Annotated in this window: 13 protein-coding genes; 9 read left to right on the top strand and 4 right to left on the bottom strand. The window is 64.6% G+C overall.

Annotation, left to right across the window (positions count from 1 at the left end):
- Nucleotides 1-51: 51 nt before the first annotated feature.
- A complete protein-coding gene (locus YUA_RS0112030) occupies nt 52-3,840 on the bottom strand; it encodes a DUF3971 domain-containing protein (protein WP_027530922.1) in 3,789 nt (1,262 codons plus the stop codon).
- 204 nt (nt 3,841-4,044) lie between these two features.
- On the opposite strand from YUA_RS0112030, the gene YUA_RS48075 reads away from it, so the two are divergent.
- The gene (locus YUA_RS48075) at nt 4,045-4,794 is read left to right on the top strand and encodes a redoxin domain-containing protein (RefSeq protein ID WP_084292428.1); all 750 of its coding nucleotides are present in this window, start codon (nt 4,045-4,047) and stop codon (nt 4,792-4,794) included.
- A 111-nt stretch (nt 4,795-4,905) separates the two neighbouring features.
- Nucleotides 4,906-6,273 carry a M23 family metallopeptidase gene (locus tag YUA_RS0112020; protein WP_027530920.1) on the top strand — a complete coding sequence of 456 codons (1,368 nt, stop codon included), beginning with the start codon at nt 4,906-4,908 and terminating at the stop codon, nt 6,271-6,273.
- A gap of 27 nt (nt 6,274-6,300) precedes the next feature.
- Here the strand turns inward: YUA_RS0112020 and YUA_RS0112015 are convergent, their stop codons facing one another.
- Complete coding sequence (locus YUA_RS0112015) at nt 6,301-6,939, bottom strand: TetR/AcrR family transcriptional regulator (protein ID WP_035970918.1); 639 nt, start codon at nt 6,937-6,939, stop codon at nt 6,301-6,303.
- 245 nt (nt 6,940-7,184) lie between these two features.
- Here YUA_RS0112015 and YUA_RS0112010 point away from each other — a divergent pair, with 245 nt between their 5' ends.
- The 3 genes from YUA_RS0112010 to YUA_RS0112000 are packed head-to-tail and all read left to right on the top strand — an operon-like array spanning nt 7,185 to nt 12,965.
- Nucleotides 7,185-8,699 (top strand): efflux transporter outer membrane subunit, encoded by a 1,515-nt coding sequence (locus YUA_RS0112010; protein ID WP_245285146.1) that lies wholly within the window; start codon nt 7,185-7,187, stop codon nt 8,697-8,699.
- Nucleotides 8,700-8,716: 17 nt separating this feature from the next.
- Nucleotides 8,717-9,841, top strand: coding sequence for an efflux RND transporter periplasmic adaptor subunit (locus tag YUA_RS0112005; protein WP_027530917.1), 1,125 nt, complete (start codon nt 8,717-8,719; stop codon nt 9,839-9,841).
- Nucleotides 9,842-9,851: 10 nt separating this feature from the next.
- A complete protein-coding gene (locus YUA_RS0112000; protein WP_027530916.1) occupies nt 9,852-12,965 on the top strand; it encodes an efflux RND transporter permease subunit in 3,114 nt (1,037 codons plus the stop codon).
- A 54-nt stretch (nt 12,966-13,019) separates the two neighbouring features.
- Here the strand turns inward: YUA_RS0112000 and YUA_RS0111995 are convergent, their stop codons facing one another.
- Both YUA_RS0111995 and YUA_RS0111990 read right to left on the bottom strand, forming a co-directional pair.
- Nucleotides 13,020-14,204, bottom strand: a complete 1,185-nt coding sequence (locus YUA_RS0111995; protein ID WP_027530915.1) for a DUF5666 domain-containing protein — start codon at nt 14,202-14,204, stop codon at nt 13,020-13,022.
- Nucleotides 14,201-15,091: a DUF6502 family protein gene (locus tag YUA_RS0111990; protein ID WP_027530914.1), complete on the bottom strand. Its 891-nt coding sequence runs from the start codon at nt 15,089-15,091 to the stop codon at nt 14,201-14,203. Before YUA_RS0111990 ends, YUA_RS0111995 begins: the two co-directional genes overlap by 4 nt.
- Before the next feature lie 126 nt (nt 15,092-15,217).
- On the opposite strand from YUA_RS0111990, the gene YUA_RS50970 reads away from it, so the two are divergent.
- The 4 genes from YUA_RS50970 to YUA_RS0111970 are packed head-to-tail and all read left to right on the top strand — an operon-like array spanning nt 15,218 to nt 19,435.
- Entirely contained in the window at nt 15,218-15,382 is a 165-nt protein-coding gene (locus YUA_RS50970) for a hypothetical protein (RefSeq protein ID WP_198029405.1), read from the top strand.
- 7 nt (nt 15,383-15,389) lie between these two features.
- Nucleotides 15,390-17,315 (top strand): glycosyltransferase, encoded by a 1,926-nt coding sequence (locus YUA_RS0111980; protein WP_027530913.1) that lies wholly within the window; start codon nt 15,390-15,392, stop codon nt 17,313-17,315.
- 3 nt (nt 17,316-17,318) lie between these two features.
- Nucleotides 17,319-18,059 (top strand): ABC transporter ATP-binding protein, encoded by a 741-nt coding sequence (locus YUA_RS0111975; RefSeq protein ID WP_027530912.1) that lies wholly within the window; start codon nt 17,319-17,321, stop codon nt 18,057-18,059.
- Nucleotides 18,056-19,435 (top strand): glycosyltransferase family 1 protein, encoded by a 1,380-nt coding sequence (locus YUA_RS0111970; protein ID WP_027530911.1) that lies wholly within the window; start codon nt 18,056-18,058, stop codon nt 19,433-19,435. The genes YUA_RS0111975 and YUA_RS0111970 overlap by 4 nt, the downstream gene beginning before the upstream one ends.
- Nucleotides 19,436-19,448: the final 13 nt, after the last annotated feature.

Raw genomic sequence — 19,448 nt, 5'->3', positions numbered from 1 at the left:
AAAATTTCCACACGACCGTCTTCGAATGTTCAGCGAATGCAGTTTCCGCGGCTAACGTCGTGCCGGGCTGCAACCGCTCGACAGCGGCCTTGCCGTTCCCGCCGGGCTGTCGCCGGACTGCGCCGACGGCAGTTCGTCGATCGGCGTGTTCTGTTTGCCGGTGTTGAATTCGAAGATCTTGCGGAACACGCCGGGTACCATCGCGGAGATCGGATTGACGCGCATCACGGGAGCCGCAGGCGTGCCGACGACCTCGTAGGTGACGCCGATCAGCCCCTCCTTGTCGCCGCCGCCGAGGAAGAGGCCGAACAACGGGATCTGGCCAAAGATGTTGTTGACGCCATACATCGGCACGAAGGTGCCGCTCATGCACACCTGGTTGCCGGGATAGTCGATCGAGCCCTCGATGGTGGCGCCGATCATTGGCCCCTTCACCAAGCCATCGCGGACCGTGAGCGCGCCATTCTGCCGGGTGAACTCCGCACGCAAGGCGCTGAAGGAAACACCGCCGCCGCCCGGTGTACCGTTCGGCGCGCCCGCGGCGACGCGTTCGAGCTGCGCCTCGCCCTTCACCGTGAAGTCGCGCACGTTGATCAGACCCTCGCGAGCCGTGGTCGGCTCGGATGTCGGCGGCTCCATCGCCACCACCATCTGGCCGCCGATTGCCTTGGTATAGGTGTCGGTGAACTTCAGCAGCGATCCGGCATCATTGGTCTGGAGATAGATCACCTCGCGGCTGCCCTGCGCACGCCCGCCGCGCAGATCAGCGGCCACCGGCGTGTTCTGACCGATCCTGCCGCTCAGCGAGAACGCCTTGATCGCCCCGCCGCGCTTCGACATCTTGGCGTCGACGCTGCGCATCGCCTCGCCATTGAAGCCGGCGACCGTGCCGAGCTTCACGTCGATATCGAAATCGACGTTCTTCAGCTTGCTCTTGCCGTCGTCCTTGGAATTGCCTGAGATCGCCGACTTCAGGAAGCCGCGGCCGTCGAACACGTCGCCGCGCATGGTGCCGCGGACCACGCCGTCCTGACCGCGCTCCACCTTGAGCGACGTCTTGTCACCGTCCGACGGCGAGTACGTCGGGAAGTTCGCATTCATGAGATCGCCGTTCGGGTCGACTTCCAGCGAGCCCTTGATCGAAGCGCCGCCGCCTTCGATGACGATATCCTCGAGCCGCGTCGATTGTGCCGTCGGCACCACCTTGAACGTCGCCTTGCTCGACTTGCCCGGCAGCTTGACCCAGCCGGGAAGAATGTTGTCGAGCTTGACCGAAGTGAGGTCGGCCTCGATGCCGAGCTTCGTCGTCTGCTCGGGTCCACCGGCAATCTTGCCGGACACCTTGACCGGCACCGACCCGCTGACGGCAGGACTGAGGTCGAAACCAAGGCGGGCACGGCCGGCATCGTCAAGCGTCGTCTGCACCTTCACGTCCGCATCGCCATCGGTCGCCTTGCGGTAGTCGAGCGAGGCCGCCTGCCCGTTGATCTTGACGTCGCCCTTGACCTGGTAGCCCTGGTTGTTGGCGACGATCTTGAGATTGTTGGCCTCGAGCTTCTGGTTCATCACCAGCTTGTCGGCGGCAAAGCCGTTGAGATCGGCGGTGACGGCGTAGACGGTGTCCGCCTTGGTCAGCTCGCCCTTGACCGGCAAGCCCAATTGGATGTTCGCCGTGAACGTTCCCTTGCTGGTGTTGGGATCGACGACGGTCGACGACAGATCGCTCAGGCGATCATTGGACAGCATTTCGGCCGCAGCGGGTACCGGACCATCGACACGGAATCGAGTCCGCGAGGGCGAGGGTTTCGGCGCCATGTCCGGCACCTCGAAGACAAAATCGGAAATCGTGATCTTGCGGCCCGCCGGCGTGTCGGCAATGCCCTGCCCGATATTCACGGTAGCCGTGCGCCCGGTCACGTGCGCCTTCAGGTCGGCGTCGTGCACCACCGGCATGCCGTCGACGGGACGAACCGCAACCCCACTCGCCACAATGTTGACCGACAGGCCGTCATCGGGAATGGGCGGTCCCCTGCGCGGAAGGTTCCGCGTCGGCGAGTTGATGCCGACCTCGATGCGCTGGAGCGTGCCGCGCTCGATCCGCTCGATCACCCATTGGCGCAATTCGGGCACGACCAGCGTCGGCCACATCCGCTTCAGCGCGGAGGCTGACATCGGCGTCCCCGCAAAGCCGAGCGTCAGGCGCGGCTCGCCGGAATAGTCGATCGCCCCGGTGCCGGCGACGCCGATCTCGCCGTTGGAGATGTCGGCCTGCGTCAGCAGCATGCGCTTGTGATCGGTGTCGAAGCGGAAGCCGATCGCGATACGGTTGAAGACGAGCGGCGGCTCGTTGTCGATACCGCCGAGCAGGATCGAGCCGCCGCTGAAGCCGAGTTGCCAGTCGTTGATGTTGCCGTTCGGCGGCTCGAGATGGGCCAGCAGCGTCAGGCGGTTGGCGCCTGAGAGGATCTTGAACGGCGCGACCAGCACCCGCCGTCCCGCATCCCATTCGACATTGATCTCGGCCGAGTCGATCGCCATCGGATAGTCGGGTGTGTCGGTGTCGATGATGTTGCCCGCGCCGATCGTGATCTTGCCGCGGAAGAATGTCGGCACGCCGTCGCGGCCGAGTTCGCCTTTGAGCTCGCCGGTCAGCGGCAGGTCGGCGGTATAGGTGAGGTCCTTGACGCGCAGCGCCAGCAGGATGTTCGAGGTCGAGACCTTGTCGGCGCGGATGTCGACCGAGCGCACCCCGTTCTCGGTCGGCCCGATCGTGGCGCGCAGCGACCACGGGTGCGCGCCCTCCTCGCCGAGGCTGAGCGTCACACCGCCATGGCTCGGCCGGCGCAGGCTGAGCGTGATGTTCTCAAACGTCCATTTACTGCCACGCTGCTGGTCGTCGACGATCAGATTGCCGTTCTTGAGGCCGATCTCGTTGAGGTTCTGGCCGTCGAGGCCGGTCATGCTCAGGCTGTCGAGCCAGTCGAGGCCCTGAAGGATTCCGCTCTGCGCGGTGGGTTGAGGCGCGTCCGGCGTTGCAGGCGCCGTCCCGAACGGCGGCGGCGGAACGCCGTTACGCGGGAATGTCGGCGGCAGGCCCGCTTCCTTCTTGGACGCGACGCCGGTTGCGAGCGGTTTCGCCGTGTCGCCGGCGGACACCGTGACGGTCCCGTCGGGCGCGATCCGGATCGCGAGCTCGGCATCGACAAGGTTGAGGCTTTCGGCGCGCAGATGCCCGGTGAGCAGTGCCACCCCCGACAGCCGCACCTCGGCCTTCGGCGCGCTGGCGACGATGGCATGGTCATGATCGCGAACGATGATGTCGCGGATACGCACGGCAATCCGAACCCGCCCGGCGCGCTCGATCTGGGTGCCGCCGACCTCCACGGTGTTGCCGTGGCCGATATTGTCCTCGATGGCAGCGGCAAGCCAGGGCGTCGCCATGTCGAGGTTGATGGGACCGGCACCAAGCCGCCACCACAGCGCACCAAAGCAGCCGACGAAGATGACCATCAAAGCGCCGAGGACGATGGACATCCGGCGAGGCCATCGTCCGCTCGGCAGCACCCGCCGAAACACCGAGAAGCCGCCACCGACGCGCGAGTTGGAACGCGACAACAGGCGGCGCGCGCGATGCCCCGCCTCCTCTTCCTGATCTTGATCCCAGTCGGCCTCGTTCCATTCCGGCTGCGCGTGATGGCCGCCGTGCCGATCGAAGTCCCGATTGTGATCCTGGGGCGACGTATTCCTAGCCATTGCCTCTCGATACAGGCGCCCGTCGTAGGATTGAGCGCCGCCGGGACCGCAGCCGTCGACGGGAATCGACGCTCCCCGCCCCGGCATTGCCGCCCTACCTCGAATGTTCCTGCTGTTCGTCATTTCGCCCCGGGAGCGCGTTCAACGAGCAGTGGGGTGGTGCGTGGAATTCCTTGTAACCATACTCCGGCGCCGTAAAACTTGCCCAGCCGAGGGCGCGAATCCGGCACGCCGGACGAGAGCAGCAATATCGCTTTGGTTGACCCGCCGAAAGCGACGAAAGGAAGGCGTATGTCCAAGAAATCCCGAAAGAAATCGTCCAAAACGCCCTCCGGCAGTCCGACCGCTAAAGAGAAGCTCCTGAAAACGCGGACATCGACTCAAACACGTGGCGCGAAAACACAGCCGGCATCGACAAGCAAATCAAGCAAGGCAGGCGCTAAGGCAGCATCGCACAAGGCCGCACCGAAACGGTTAAAATCTTCTGAGAAGGCCACCAAGCCCGTCGCTTCGGCTTCCGCCGTTTCACCAAAGTCCTTGTCAGCAAAGTCCCTGTCAGCAAAGTCCTTGTCAGCGAAGTCCTTGGCCGAAGGCCAGAAAGCGCCGGCCTTCCGCCTGCCCCGCGATGGCGGCAAGGTCGTCACACTGTCGGACTATGCCGGCCAGAAGCTCATCCTGTTCTTCTACCCTCGCGCCGACACGCCGGGATGCACGCGCGAGGCGATCGATTTCACCCGGCTCAAGGACGCCTTTACCGCCGCCGGCACCGCCGTGCTCGGCATTTCGGCCGATCCGTTAAAGGCCCAGGAGAAGTTCCGGGACAAGCACAGCCTCAGTATCCCGCTGATCTCGGACGAGCAGCATGAGATGTTGGAGGCGTATGGTGCCTGGGGTGAAAAATCCATGTATGGCAAGAGCTTCCTCGGGATTCTTCGTACCACGGTGCTGGTCGGCCGCGACGGCAAGGTGGCCAAGATCTGGCGCAACGTCCGCGTCGACGGCCATGCCGATGAGGTGCTGGCCGCGGCAAGAAGTCTTTAACCAGCTCGTCAAAATCGAGTGTTCCCGTTTCCGGAAAATTAACCATGACCGGCCCAGATTGCTGCGGCAATTGAGCCGTCAGGAACCGTTCCGACCGGCGCGGGAGTGCCGATGTCGAAAAGTTCTGCCCAACATTCGCAGTACCCCCAGCATCATCCCAACGATTACGGACGGTCCTTCCATCGCCGTCCCGCTGCCGCAGCGGCCGCCGCCGCTATTCCCCTTTCCGACACCGACGATGCCTACACCATCTTGCATCACGGCAAGCAGGTCCGCCTCGGGCCCGTCGTGTTCTGGATCGTGGTCGGCACCGTCGTGCTGCTCGGGCTGTGGTCGGCGGCGACCGCCACCTATTTCGCGTTCCGCGACGATGTCCTGACCCGGCTGATCGCCCGTCAGGCCGAGATGCAATACGCCTATGAGGACCGCATCGCCGAGCTGCGCGCCAAGGTCGACCGCACCACCAGCCGGCAATTGCTCGACCAGGAGCAGTTCGACCAGAAGCTCGACCAGATCATGAAGCGCCAGACGGCGCTGGAGTCCCGGGCCACGGCGCTGGGCGCCATGCCTGATGTTACGGGATCGATTCCCCGCTCGGCGCCGCAGCGCGGCGACGCGAACCAGACGACGACGCAGGGCACGCCAAAGCCGTCGCCGATCAGCGACACCGTGATCTTCGTGGCGCCACCTGACCGCGAAGCCCGGCTCGAATCGCGTGCGCCGACCGTGATCGCCCCGCCGGTCAATCAATTCGCCAGGAACCAGGGTTTTGACAACGTCCTGGTCCGGCTGACGACCTCGCTCGATCAGGTCGAACGCCGCCAGGTCGCGGCGCTCAGCGCCGTCGAGGAAGGCATGGATTCGCGGATGCGGCGGATGCGCGGCGTCGTCAGCGACCTTGGCCTGAACCTTTCCAATCTCGAGGCCGCCGTGCCGCGCGCCGCGATGGGCGGCCCATTCGTGCCGGTGAAGCTCACCGCCAATGCGGGCCCGTTCGAGAAGCAGCTCTATCGCATCAACACCACGCGCGCCGAGATGGACCGGCTCAACCGTACGCTGGCGCAGGTGCCCTATCGCAAGCCTGTCGTCGGCGAGGTCGAATTCACGTCCGGCTTCGGCGTACGCAGCGATCCCTTCCTTGGCCGGCCTGCGATGCATACCGGTCTCGATTTTCGCGCCGCGACCGGTGATCCCGCGCGCGTCACCGCCAACGGCAAGGTCGTTTCGGCCGGCTGGTCCGGCGGTTACGGCCGTATGGTCGAGGTCGATCACGGCAACGGGCTGTCGACCCGTTACGGCCATCTCTCCGAGATCAACGTCAAGGTGGGCGAGATCGTGAAGATCGGCCAGGTCATCGGCCTCGTCGGTTCGACGGGACGTTCGACCGGCCCGCATTTGCATTACGAAACCCGCATCGATGGCGAAGCCGTCGACCCACAGAAGTTTTTGCGCGCTGGCGTGCGGCTCAGCGCGGGCTAGATCCGGCCTATACCGGTCCAACGCGCCTCAGACAGGAGCCTGGCACGCTTTCAGGAAAAATTTGAGCCCTGCCTCGATTTCCTGTTCGATCGCTCTCTCGGTGAGATCGCTGAGGCCCAGCACAATCATCAGTGGCAGTTCGCCACGAACCAGGGACAGGAACTGTTTGGCGGCTTCCGCCGGATCGTCAAATTCCAATTGCTTCTCGGCCCTGGCCTCCTCGAGGAATCCGGAGAGTCGCCGAATCGTCGCCCGGGGACCGCTTTCATAGAAGAGGCGGGCGAGTACGGGAAACCGGCCGCTCTCGTTAGCGATGATGCGGACGAAGGCGACGTCCTTTCGATGAATGAAGGTGTGGAGGTATTGTTTGGCGAACTCTCGCAGCGCTTCGGACAATCCTGCCGACAGTTTGGGCAGCGGCAAGTCGCGCTGCAGGGCCTCGCACTCCGCCACGATCAAAGATGCGAACAAGGCTTCCTTGCTCGGAAAATACGCGTAGAGCGTGGCCTTCGAGACGCTGGCAGCCTTCGCGATGGCATCCATGCTGGTTGCGGAAAAGCCCTGATCGAGAAACAGCTGCCACGCTGCACGAGTGACGATGTCCACCTTGCGGCCCGCATGTGAGCTCTCCCTCTCGTGAGCCGGACGGTCGGTTGTTTCGATCAAGGGCGCCTCCTTCGGCTCGCGACTCAACGGCATTCGGCGTCAACGCGAACAATGGCTTCGCGGTATCACCTGCCAAGAACAATGAACTGGCTCTCATCGTAATCTTCGCTGGGTAACGAAAAACTGAACAGTGCAGTACCGTTGACAACGCAAGCCATCGCAGTCAAGTACTGAACCGTTCAGTTTCCAGCGGAACCCGAATGTTGTCACGAGCGGCATACAAGTACGGTGCTTTGATACCTCTTATGCAAGCAATGCTTGCGTTGGGCGGTTGTGCCGTCGGTCCGAATTTCGAAGCTCCTGATGCTCCCGCGGTCACCGGTTACACCGCTGGCCGATTGTCCGGAGCCACAAGCGCGGATGGCCCGGGGGGCACGGCACAAAAATTCATCGACGGCGCGGACGTGCCGGCGGTCTGGTGGCAAGTGTTTCGCTCACGACAGATCGCGGCCTTTGTTCGGGAAGCGATCGACAACCATCCTGATCTTGCCGCCGCGCAAGCCGCGCTACGCCAGGCGCGCGAAGTCGCGGCAGCCGACACGAGTGCGCTGCTACCATCGATCACTGAAAGCGATAGCGTGACGCGCAATCAGGTCTCGCCGGCACAGTCCGGACAGACCGGACCGGCCTCGCTCTACACCCTCTACAACACGTCCGTCCCGATTTCGTTTACGCCCGACATTTTCGGCGGTAAGGCCCGAGGGATCGAGGCGGATCTCGCCTATGCCGACTATCAGCGCTTTCAGCTCGAAGCGACCTACCTGAGCTTGACGGCGAACGTGGTGACGACTGCGATTAGCGATGCGTCCTACGCGGCGCAGATTCGCGTCACCGAGGAGCAGATCGAAGGTCAACGCCAGCTGGTTGCGCTGCTCGAACAGCAGTTTGCGCTCGGCGCCGTCTCCAACAGTGACGTCCTGACCCAGAAAGCCCAGCTCGCACAGACAATCGCGACCCTTCCGCCACTGCAGAAGTCGCGCGCGCAAAACCGCAACCAGTTGATGGCTTATCTCGGCCGGCTGCCAGGCCAGGACAAGGGAGAGGGGGTGCCACTGGCAAACCTGCGCTTGCCGCGCGACCTGCCCGTCACTGTACCGTCGCTCCTCGTGCGCCAGCGGCCGGACATCCGGGCCGCCGAAAGCCAGGTGCATCAGGCCAGCGCCAACGTCGGCGTTGCCACCGCCAACATGCTTCCGAATGTCACGCTCTCGGCCTCGGGCGGCAGTTCCGCACTGGCGTTGTCCTCGCTGTACGGGCCCCAGACTACGGCCTGGAGCGTGGCCGCCAGCGTCACGGGGCCGATCTTCGACGCCGGCAACCTGTTCCACACCAAGGAGTCCAAGGTCGCGGCGATGGAGCAGCTCGCTGCGAAATACCGATCGACCGTGATCACCGCATTCCAGAACGTGGCCGACGCGCTCCGCGCGATCCAATCGGATGCCGCGCTGCTGAAGGCCCAGGTCGAGGCAGAAAAAACCGCAGCCGAAAGCCTGAAGATGTCTCAGGCGCAGTTCAAGGCCGGCTCCACTACGTTCATCTCCGTCATCAACGCCGAACAGACGCTGCTGACCGCCCGGCTCAACCGCGTGAAGGCGCAGGCCTCGCGCTATGCCGACACCGTCGCGCTTTACCAGGCTCTCGGCGGCGGGTGGTGGAATCGCGTCGATGAATCCCCCGCCGCCGAGGTAAGGCCCGCGGGCGTTGCCGCGATATTCGTTCCCGCCGGGGCGCTGCCGCAGGCGGCGCCGCCAGCCAACTAATGCGAAAGCCCGACGCCATGTTGAAGCGCATGATCATCATGTTGTGTGCCATCGGAGCGGTATTCGCCGCCCTCGCCTGGTTCGTCAATTTCCGCGCCGGCATGATCAGGCAGGCGATGGCCTCGCTCGCCGATCCGCCGCAGACGGTGTCGACCGCGGCCGCTCAGGTCAGCGACTGGCAATCCACCTTGACCGCGATCGGCACGTTTCGCGCGGTCAACGGCGCAGATCTCTCGCTGCAACAGCCCGGCATCGTGGACAGCATTCATTTCGAATCCGGCAAGGATGTCGCCGCCGGCGACGCGTTGCTCGATCTTCGCACGGAGGACGACGTCGCCAAGCTGCAGTCGTTGCAGGCCACCGCCGACGGCTTCGGCATCACCTTGCGGCGCGACCAGGGCCAATTGAAGATCAATGCCGTCAGCCAGGCGACGGTCGACAGTGATGCCGTGAACGAGCGCAACGCGCTGGCCCTGGTGGCCCAGCAGCGGGCGTTGCTAGACCAAAAGACGCTCCGGGCGCCGTTTGCCGGACGTCTCGGTGTGCGTCAGGTCGACGTCGGCCAGTATCTGACCGCGGGCACGACCATCGTCACCCTGCAGGCTCTCGACCGACTCTACGTCGATTTCACGCTGCCGCAGCAGGCGATCGATCAGGTCAAGGTTGGACAGGAGGTCGCAGCGCGCGTCGACGCCTTTCCGGGCCGCACCTTCAAGGGCGTCGTGCAGGCCTTCAATTCCAAGGTCGATCAAGCCAGCCGCAACGTCCAGGTCCGCGCGGTGTTCGACAATGCGGACCGCAGGCTCCTGCCCGGCATGTTCGGGCGGATCGACGTGCGCGTCGGGCACCCCACGAGCTACCTCACGCTGCCGCAGACCGCGATCGTCTACAACACGTATGGTGAGTCGGTTTTTCTCGCGGTCAAGAGCGATGCGCCAGGCAAGCAGGGATTGATGGCCCGCCAAACCTTCATCAAGACCGGCGCTACCCGGGGCGATCAGGTGGCGGTGATCTCCGGCCTCGATCCGGGCGCGACGGTCGTCACCGCGGGCCAGATCAAGCTGCGCAACGGCACCCTGCTGAAGGTCGACAACTCCGTCCCCCTGGCGAACGATCCAAATCCGTCACCCGCTGATCAGTGAGAGGGAAAACGTGTCCTTTACCGACATCTTCATTCGTCGGCCGGTGCTTGCCATAGTCGTCAGCCTGATGATCCTGGTGCTGGGTCTGAAGTCCATGACCTCGCTGCCGATCCTGCAGTATCCACGCACGCAGAACGCGATCGTCACCGTGACGACGACATATTACGGGGCGGATTCGGCGATCGTCGCAGGATTCATCACCACGCCACTGGAAAATGCCATCGCTCAGGCCAATGGCATCGACTACACGACGTCGACCAGCCAATCCAGCACCTCGACCATCACCGTCAACCTGCGGTTGAACTTCGATTCCGGCAAGGCGCTGACCGAGATCAACACAAAGGTGAACTCGGTGCTCAACCAGCTGCCGAGCGGCGTGCAGCAACCGGTGCTGACCGTCAAGGTCGGTCAGACCATTGACGCCATGTATCTCGGCTTCAGCAGCGACGTACTGGCTCCGAACCAGATCACCGACTATCTGATCCGCGTGGTACAGCCCAAGCTGCAGGCCGTGCCGGGCGTGCAAACTGCGGAACTGCTGGGCAACAAGACCTTCGCGTTGCGCGCATGGCTGGATCCGATCAAGCTCGCGGCCTACGGGCTGACCGCCTCCGATGTATCGACCGCGCTGTCCAGCAACGACTACATTGCCGGCCTCGGCACCACAAAAGGTCAGATGGTGCAGGTCAATCTGACCGCCGCCACAAACCTGAAGTCTCTGCAGGAATTTCGTGACCTCGTCGTCAAGCAGGCGGGCTCGTCCAACGTCAAGCTGTCCGATGTGGCGAACGTCACCCTCGGCTCGGAGGATTATGACTCGTCAGTAGGCTTCAATGGCAAGCGAGCCGTCTACATCGGCATCCAGGTCGCGCCAAACGCCAACCTGCTCGACGTCATCAAAGGCGTCCGCTCCGTCTATCCCGACATCAGGGCGCAGCAGCCGGAGGGAATGAATTCCGAGATCATCTACGACTCCACCGACTTCGTGAACAGCTCGATCGATGAGGTGATCCACACGCTGGTCGAAGCGCTCCTGATCGTCACCGTAGTGGTCTTCCTGTTCCTCGGCTCATGGCGTTCGGTGCTTATCCCCGTGATCGCCATACCGCTGTCGCTGGTCGGCACCTTCACACTGCTGCTGGCGCTCGGCTTCTCGATCAACCTCCTGACACTGCTGGCTTTGGTGCTGGCAATCGGCCTCGTGGTCGACGACGCCATCATCGTCGTCGAGAACGTCAACCGCCATCTGGCCGAGGGCACAAAGCCGCTGCAGGCGGCGATCATCGCCGCGCGGGAGCTATCGGGTCCGATCGTGGCCATGACCGTTGTGCTGATCGCGGTCTACGTGCCGATCGGATTCCAGGGCGGCTTGACCGGCGCGCTCTTCACCGAATTCGCCTTTACACTCGCGGGCGCAGTCGCTGTGTCGGCGATCATCGCGTTGACACTCACGCCGATGTGCTGCGCCTTCATTCTCAAGCCACCGAACACCGGCAAGCCAACGCTGAACGATCGCATCGTCGGGTTCATCGACGCCCGGATGGAGTGGTTGCAACACCGCTACCGGGGGTTGCTCGAATCGAGCATGAAGACGATCCCAGTCACGGTCGTGTTCGCAGCCCTGATCTTGAGCAGCATCTACTGGCTCTACACGAATTCCAAGAACGAACTGGCGCCGGAAGAGGATCAGGGCGCGATCCTGATGCAATCGACGCTTGCGCCGAACGCCACACTTCAGCAGAAGCTGCTGTATTCTGCCGAGGTTTACCGACGCATTTCCGCCCATCCTGAAACCGCGGCGGTGTTTCAGCTCGATCTGGTTGGAAGCTCGATCGCGGGCTGGGTGCTCAAGCCCTGGGACAAGCGAGACAAGACCGCGGCGGATCTGCAGCCGGTCGTTCAGCAGGAGATGGCAGGTGTCGCCGGTGCCAGGATCGTCGCGTTCCAACTGCCGCCACTGCCCGGGGCGAGCGGCCTTCCGATCCAGTTCGTGATCCAGACCACGGACCCGTTCGACCGGCTCGACGGCATCGCGAAGGCGTTCACCGCCGAGGCTCTGAAAAGCGGCAAGTTCATCTTCCTCGACAACGACCTGAAAGTGGACCAGCCGCAAACCACGGTGCTGATCGATCGCGAAAAGACCGCACAGCTCGGGCTTAAGCTAAGCGATATCGGCGGCGCACTCGGCAACATGCTGGGCGGCGGGTATGTCAACTATTTCGGCCTGGACGGCCGCTCCTACAAGGTCATCCCGCAGGTCGAGCAGCGTCAGCGGCTGAACGCCGATCAGGTGCTCGACTATTACATCAAGACCTCGGACGGCACGGCTGTCCCGCTGTCGACGGTGGCGTCGCTGAAAACGACCACGGTGCCGCAATCGCTGAACCATTTCCAGCAGGTCAATGCCGCCACCATTTCCGGCGTGGCCATGCCCGGTGTAATCACCGGGGAAGCGCTCGCGACGTTGAAGGAGATCGCGGACCGGACCCTGCCCAAAGGTTACACCATCGATTATGGCGGACAGTCGCGGCAGTTCATTCAGGAATCATCCGGTTTTGCCGCCACCTTCGGGTTTGCCCTGATCATTATCTTCCTGGCGCTGTCGGCGCAGTTCGAGAGTTTCCGCGATCCCCTGATCATCCTGGTTTCGGTGCCGATGTCGATCGCAGGTGCCATGATCTTCATCATGCTGGGCATCAAGGGCGCGAGCCTCAATATCTACACCGAGGTCGGCCTTGTCACGCTGATGGGGCTGATCAGCAAGCACGGCATTCTCATCGTCGAGTTCGCCAACGAGTTGCAGCATGCCGGCCGCTCCAAGCGGGATGCGGTCATCGAAGCGACCGCGATCCGGCTGCGCCCGATCCTGATGACGACAGCGGCCATGGTCATCGGCGTGATGCCGTTGATCACTGCGTCCGGTGCTGGCGCAGCTTCGCGCTTCAACATGGGGCTGGTGATTGCCTCGGGACTTTCGATTGGAACGCTGTTCACCCTCTTCGTGGTGCCGGCGTTCTACATTCTGCTGGCGGCGGACCATTCCGCGGCAACGACAGGTAATGACACGGTGATATTCGATGCCGCTGGATCCGGAACGAGCGGCGAGCCGCGCCCCGCCCATTGAGGAAAGCAGATGACGAAACAGGGATCACCACACCATGCGACCGATCCGGATTCCTTAGCGCCGTCCGCCGCCCATCCCGCCTCCGGGACCACCGAAGCCGCCACCACCCATTCCGCCACCGGGGCCCATCGGGCCGCCGGGCGAGCCCAAGCCGCCGGGGCCTGTCGGGCCAGTCGGTCCCGTGGGCGCGGAGCCGGGATTGCCACCGGGATTCGATCCAGGCGCAGCCGGTCTGCCCGGCTGGCTGCTACCCGGGTTCGGCGTGCCGCGGTCCGGATGCATGATCGAACCGCCGGGCGAACGGCCGGGATTGCCGCCGCCGGGCTGAGGTGCGCCTGACCTCGGGCCAATCGCTTGCGTCGACTCGACCTGCAGCCCGCGCGAGCGATCGAACACGCCATTGACGACCATGCGCGCTTCGCCCGCCGCCGGGCCAAAGCGTGAGCTGTCACGGGCAACGAGCCCCGAGCCGAGTTGCAGGCTGGAGCCTGCGCGCTGTACGTAGGCTTCGATCGAGAGGCGGCTCGCGCCGACGAGATCCGAGAAATCGTCGATGCGCGTGCGCGCGGCCTGCATCGCGCCCTGGCTCGCCCTGCCCTCGATCTGGACGCGCTGGCCGACCAGCAAGGGATCGACTCCGGCGAGCTTCAACCCGCCAATATGCAGCCCTTCGGGTCCGCGCTCGACCAGGCCCGTGACGCGCTCGGCGGCGGCGTGGCGGGGCTCGACGAGACTAGCGACGATCACGCCGTCGGTCCGGCGCAGGCCATAGACAGCGACGTGCGCGCCCGCGCGGAGCTTGCTGTCCTTGCTGCCCGCGACGATCTTCTGACCCAACACCGTCAGTTCATTGCCCTTCACCGATTCGATCGGCCCGGAGACCTCGCTCGCGATCGCGATGTTGCGGGTGACGAGCGTGCCGTCGACCTGCCGTGTCGCGACCACGCGCGCCAGCTGGCCGATGCGCAGCGCCTTCGGGCTCGCCGCCTCGCCGTCGATCCGTACCGGCACGTCGCTCGCATAGGTGACGCGCTCGCCATTGACGTAGATGCTGCCGAAACGCTGGATGATGCCGACGATGCCGGTGCCACCGATGCCGTGATCGTCCCCGCGCGTGATTCCGGTGCCGCCGATGCCTTGATCGGTGCCGCGCCTGACCTGCGCGCGCGCAATCGCCGTTCCGGCGAGCCAGAATCCGGTCAGCAGCAAACGGCGAGAGATCAGCGGCGGCCGGCTCATGACGAGCTGCCCTCTTTGCCGCCGACCTTACTGGCTTCCTTGGCCTCGCCCTCCTCATCGGCATCTTCGCTGTAGATGTAGATTCCGAAATTCCAGCGGGCGTCGCCCCCCCTGTCTTTGGCGAGCGCGCGATTGGCCTCGCGATTGGCGGTCTTCAGCGCGTCCATCGCGAGCTCGCGCGAGCGCGCTTCGAGCCGCTTCGCAAGCTTCGGCGAGATATTGTTGTAATGGACCGCGCGTTCGAGGAAGCGCGGCGCCGGCCCCGACACATTCTCGGCGGCGGCCGCGATATGGTCGTGCAGATTGCGGCCTAGATAATGCCATTTGCTGTCGTCCGCGCCACTTGGAACGAAGGCCGCCTCCACCAGCTCGATCTCGTCGGCCGCGTTGATGGTGACGAGCTGGCGGTCGATCCATTCGTCGAGCACCGCGCGCGGGCGCACATCCTTGGTGACGGAGGCGACGAGTTGCTCGAATGACGGCGCATCGCCCTCGGCGGTGCGCGGCAAAGCCAGCGGCTCGCCCTTCGCGTCGGTGAATTCGGGCGCGGCGAGCCAGCGCGCGATCACCGCGCTCGTCAGCGACAGCGCCGCCGGCGTCTCGTGCACGGGCGCACCGGCTCCACGCAGCCGCGCCACCTCCTTGCGGTGGATGCCGGTAAGAAGGCTGACGCGGCTGTCGGTCTGCTCTTTGCCTTCGAGCGCGAAATCATGCTCGGCGACGTTGACGAAGAGCTCGCGGAGCAGCTGCGCCAGGGCCGGAAAGGTCATGCCGCTACGGATGCAAAGCCGCACGAGCGGGCGCAGCAGCCGCGCCAGCGGCGCGTGCAGCTTCGCGGCGGCATTCGGCTCTGGAGCCGCCGCTTTGGGCCCGGACTTGGCATTCATGTCTGAATTGTACGCGGGCCACACGTGGGACACAATCCCACATTTTCCCATTTCGCGATTGACGTGGTAAATTTTCCCACGTAGACCAACCGCCACTGAGGGCGCGACGTAAAGGGACTCACACCCATGGCTTACCGCTTGGTCCGCAATTCCAGTTCACTGCGTGCGGTACCGTCTCCCGAAAGGAGCCGTGCCGTCGCGATCCAGCCGATGCTGCCGGCGCTTTTGCGCGGCGTGATCTTCATCTCGGTGCTCGCCGCACCGTTCGTCGCAGCACTGCTCGCGGGCTGACACCGTCATGCATCACACCAGCTCTCCCCCGCGCCGTCCGTCGGTGCTGCACATCTTCAAGGTCTACTATCCCGACCTGTTCGGCGGCACGCTCACGGTAATCCGTGACATCTGCGCCAGCCTGAAGGACGCCTTCGCCTCCGCCGTGCTGACCTGCTCGCAATCGGTCGAACGCGAGATCGTCGTCAACGACGTGCCGGTTGAGCGGGTTCGCTCGTTCGGCAATGTGCTGTCGCTGCCGGTGGCGCCCACCTATCCCTGGCGGCTGTGGCAGAAGATCGGCGAGCACGACCTGCTGGCGCTCCACGCGCCCTTCCCGCTCGCCGACCTCGTCTTCGCCTTCGGATTCGGCCGCAAGCGGCCGCTGGTCGTGCACTGGCACGCCGACATCGTCACCCATGCCGGCCTGCGCTGGTTCATCGAGCCCTTGATGCGGCGGACGCTGTGCCAGGCCAAGGCGATCATCGTTTCCGACCGCGTGATGGTCGACGAGACGGCGTTGCTGCGGGAATTCGAAGACAAATGCCATGTCGTGCCGTTCGGCATTGACACCAGTCTCTATGACTGGCCGAAGATCGACCCGCACCACGTCAACGATCGCGGCCGCCTCGTGCTCGCCTGCGGCCGGCTCGTGCCCTACAAGGGTTACGACGTGCTGATCCGCGCCGCCGTCGACCGCCAGTTCGAGGTCTGGATCATCGGCGAAGGTGCCGAGCGGCCCCGGCTCGAGCAGCTGATCAGCGAGTTCGGCCTCGGCGACCGCGTCCGCCTGCTCGGCTCCGTCAGCGATTGCGAACGCATCAAGCTGATGTGCCTGGCCGACGTCTTCGTGATGCCGTCCGTCACCAATGCCGAGACATTCGGCCTATCCCAGCTCGAGGCCATGGCTGCCGGCCGCCCCGTGGTGAACACCGCGCTCGACACGGCGGTGCCGCGTGTGGCCCGCCACGGCATGGAGGCGATCACCGTGCCGCCGGGCGACGCCGAGAAACTCGGTGAGGCCATCGACGCCCTGATCCGCGATCCCGAGCGCCGCCGCCGCATGGGGCTTTCGGCCCGGACCCGCGCCGTGAGCCGCTATTCCGCGACGGCCTTCAAGGAAGGCATGGAATCCGTCTACCGCGCGGCCGTCACCGCGCCCTGCGACGAGCAGGTCCCCGTGAATGAGCAACCACAGGCGACGGGCTGGCGCGACAGCGTCCAGATCGCCGCGGCGCTGGCCTGGTCCGACATGCGCCACCGCTATGTGCGCTCGCTGCTCGGTCCGTTCTGGATGTCGCTCCAGATGGCGATCGTGGTCGCGGTGCTTGGCTCGGTGATCGGCCAGATGTCGAATGCCGACATGCTGGCGCGCCTGCCGATGCTCGCACTCTCGATGACGGCCTGGACCTTCCTCAACAGCGTCGTGCTCGATGCGACCACGGCCCTCCAGAACTCCGCGAGCCTGATCCGCGACCGGGCGCTGCCGCCGGTGATCTTCCTGCTGCAATGCACGTTCCGCCAGGGCCTGTTCGCCCTGCATAACGCCTGCGTCCCGCTCATTCTCTGGCTGCTGCTCACACCGCACGATCTCTCCGGCGCGCTCGCAGCGCTCCCGGGCCTCTCGCTGTTCGTGATCTGCACCTTCGCACTTAGCCTCGTGCTCGGCGCGCTGGCGACCCGGTATCGCGACCTCAAGCCGATCATCGAGTCCACGCTGATGCTGGCCTTCCTTGCCTCGCCCGTGATCTGGTCCGCCGACATGATCAATCACCGCTCGACCGTGATGCGGCTCAACCCGTTGACCCATCTGTTCGCGGTGTGGCGCGAGCCGCTGGCCGGCGGCCATGTCGATGCGACCAGCATCATCTATGTCCTCGTCGCGCTGGCGCTGCTGCTCTGTGCGAGCGTGCTGACGCTGGTCCATTTGCGTAAAGCCGCCTTCTGGATCTGACCGATGGCCTCGATCAGCCTGCATAATGTCTGTCTCGATTATCCCCTCTACGGCGCCTACGACTTCTCGCTGAAACGGCGGCTGCTCGGCCACCTCATCCGCGAGAAGGGCGAGATGAGGATCATCCGCGCCGTCGACAATGTCAGCATCGCGGCCGAGGCCGGCGCGCGCATCGGGCTTGCCGGCCCCAACGGCTCCGGCAAATCGACGCTGCTGCGGCTGATCGCCGGGGTCTATCCGCCGAGCAGCGGTCGCGTCGCGATCAGCGGCAATGTCGTGCCCCTGCTCGGCCTCAATGCCGGCGTGAACCTCGACTTCATCGCCGAGGACAACATCGCCCTCCTGCTGCGCATCAGTGGCCGCAAGCCGACCCGTGCCGTGATCGACGAGATCTGGGCGTTCACCGAGCTCGAAGAGCGCATGCAGCGGCTGCCGTTGCGAATGTTCTCCTCGGGCATGCTGATGCGCGTGCTGTTCGCGACCGCGACCGCCTTTCCGGCCGACATCCTCCTGCTCGACGAATGGCTGAGCGTGGTCGACGAGCATTTTGCCGAGAAAGCCGAGCGCCGGCTGCAGAACCTGGTCTCGCAGGCCGCGATCGTGATCATCGCCTCGCACGACCAGCCGCTGCTGCGCCGCACCTGCACCAGCATCATCAATCTTGATCACGGCCGCATCACCTCGACCATCGCGGTCGAGCCGCCGATCACTCACGCCTTCGAGCTTCGCGAGAAACGCGCATGAAACAGAACATCCTTGTCGTGTCCGAGGCGCTCGGTGAGCCCAACCACAAGCGCGGCATCTTCCATTTCACGCGCGAGTTGATGCGCTCGCTGGCCGCCGAAGGCCATGAGCTCACCCTGCTGGTCGAGACCACGCGGCGTTACCGCAAGCTGCGCCGGCGCGAGCGGCGCACAAAACTGTTCCCGACGCAGTCGCGCAACATCGAGCTTCTGGCGCTCTATCGGTTCCTCGACGAGATCAACATGAGCGAGCCGGTGACGCGCAGCGGCTTGCGGCGCACGCTCGACTGGCTCCGCCACAAGGCCACCATGTCGGTATCGTGGGACTATGTCGCCTGCTTCCTGCGTGCAATCGGCCTGCGCGGCCTGCGCGCGCGGCTGATCGAGAACCGGACCGCGGCTCTCGAATACATCCCGCCGGATCTGCGCCACCTCGAACTGTTCCGCGACTTCCAGCTCGAGCCCGGATTCTACAGCTATCAGGACTCCTCGGCCTTTTTGATGCTGCCGCCGCCGCGGATCGAGGCGCGCGACTATGACGTCATCGTCATCGACACGCCGACACGGGTGTCGGTGAGGCGCAGGCCGGATGCCAAGGTGATCTGCGTCGTGCACGACCTGCTGCCGCTCACCGATCTCAAGCTCAGCGACGTCGCGACGCGGTTGTTCCTGTCGCGGCTGCTCACCAGCCTGCGTCAGGCCGACGAGCTCGCCTTCGTTTCAAACTATAGCATGATGCGGTTCAGGGACCTGTTACCGCAATTTGCGCACCTGCCGGCGCGGGTCGTGTATCCCCGCACCCGGTTCGACGCCCCGGATGTCCTGCACCTCCCAGCCCTGTCGGGGCGTCCGGGGCGGGCGAGCTTTGTCGTGATCGTCTCGAACGAGCCGCGCAAGAACATCGCTACCGTCGTCCGCGCCTTCCGCAACATCCCCCAGGCCGATCTCGTGGTGATCGGCTATGCCGGCCAGATCAGCCGGATGCACAATCTGCCGCCGAACGTCCGCTTCGCCGGCTATGTCGACGAGCATGAGAAGGCCGCGCTGATCGCCGGGGCGCACGGCCTGATCATGCCGAGCTTCGCCGAGGGTTTTGGCGTGCCGATCATCGAGGCGCTGGCCGCGAACACGCCGGTGCTGTGCTCAGACATCGCCGTGTTCCGCGAGGTTGCGGGCGAGCTCGCCGATTATTTCGATCCGTTCGCGACCGAGTCGATCGTCGCCTCCGTCACCCGCGTGCTGGCGCGGCGGGAGGAATATCGCGGCCGAATCCGGGCACGCCGCTCCGAGCTTGCGGAGCGTTTTGGTTACGAGACCCAGGCCCGCGACTTCCTCGGGCAGTACGCGGCCCCGGAACGCCTGGTCGCGGCGCAATAGGCCTCGTCGGCGT

It is taken from the genome of Bradyrhizobium sp. WSM3983 (assembly GCF_000473045.1).
GTDB lineage: Bacteria > Pseudomonadota > Alphaproteobacteria > Rhizobiales > Xanthobacteraceae > Bradyrhizobium.
The sequence above is the reverse complement of the archived record's forward strand: the minus strand, read 5'-3'. Positions and strand labels throughout refer to the sequence as shown.

Excerpts from the sequence above, each read along its gene's own strand:
- YUA_RS0112030 (WP_027530922.1), bottom strand. The coding sequence starts at position 3,840 with ATGCCGGGGCGGGGAGCGTCGATTCCCGTCGACGGCTGCGGTCCCGGC.
- YUA_RS48075 (WP_084292428.1), top strand. The coding sequence starts at position 4,045 with ATGTCCAAGAAATCCCGAAAGAAATCGTCCAAAACGCCCTCCGGCAGT.
- YUA_RS0112020 (WP_027530920.1), top strand. The coding sequence starts at position 4,906 with ATGTCGAAAAGTTCTGCCCAACATTCGCAGTACCCCCAGCATCATCCC.
- YUA_RS0112010 (WP_245285146.1), top strand. The coding sequence starts at position 7,185 with ATGCAAGCAATGCTTGCGTTGGGCGGTTGTGCCGTCGGTCCGAATTTC.
- YUA_RS0112005 (WP_027530917.1), top strand. The coding sequence starts at position 8,717 with ATGTTGAAGCGCATGATCATCATGTTGTGTGCCATCGGAGCGGTATTC.
- YUA_RS0111995 (WP_027530915.1), bottom strand. The coding sequence starts at position 14,204 with ATGAGCCGGCCGCCGCTGATCTCTCGCCGTTTGCTGCTGACCGGATTC.
- YUA_RS0111990 (WP_027530914.1), bottom strand. The coding sequence starts at position 15,091 with ATGAATGCCAAGTCCGGGCCCAAAGCGGCGGCTCCAGAGCCGAATGCC.
- YUA_RS50970 (WP_198029405.1), top strand. The coding sequence starts at position 15,218 with ATGGCTTACCGCTTGGTCCGCAATTCCAGTTCACTGCGTGCGGTACCG.
- YUA_RS0111980 (WP_027530913.1), top strand. The coding sequence starts at position 15,390 with ATGCATCACACCAGCTCTCCCCCGCGCCGTCCGTCGGTGCTGCACATC.
- YUA_RS0111975 (WP_027530912.1), top strand. The coding sequence starts at position 17,319 with ATGGCCTCGATCAGCCTGCATAATGTCTGTCTCGATTATCCCCTCTAC.
- YUA_RS0111970 (WP_027530911.1), top strand. The coding sequence starts at position 18,056 with ATGAAACAGAACATCCTTGTCGTGTCCGAGGCGCTCGGTGAGCCCAAC.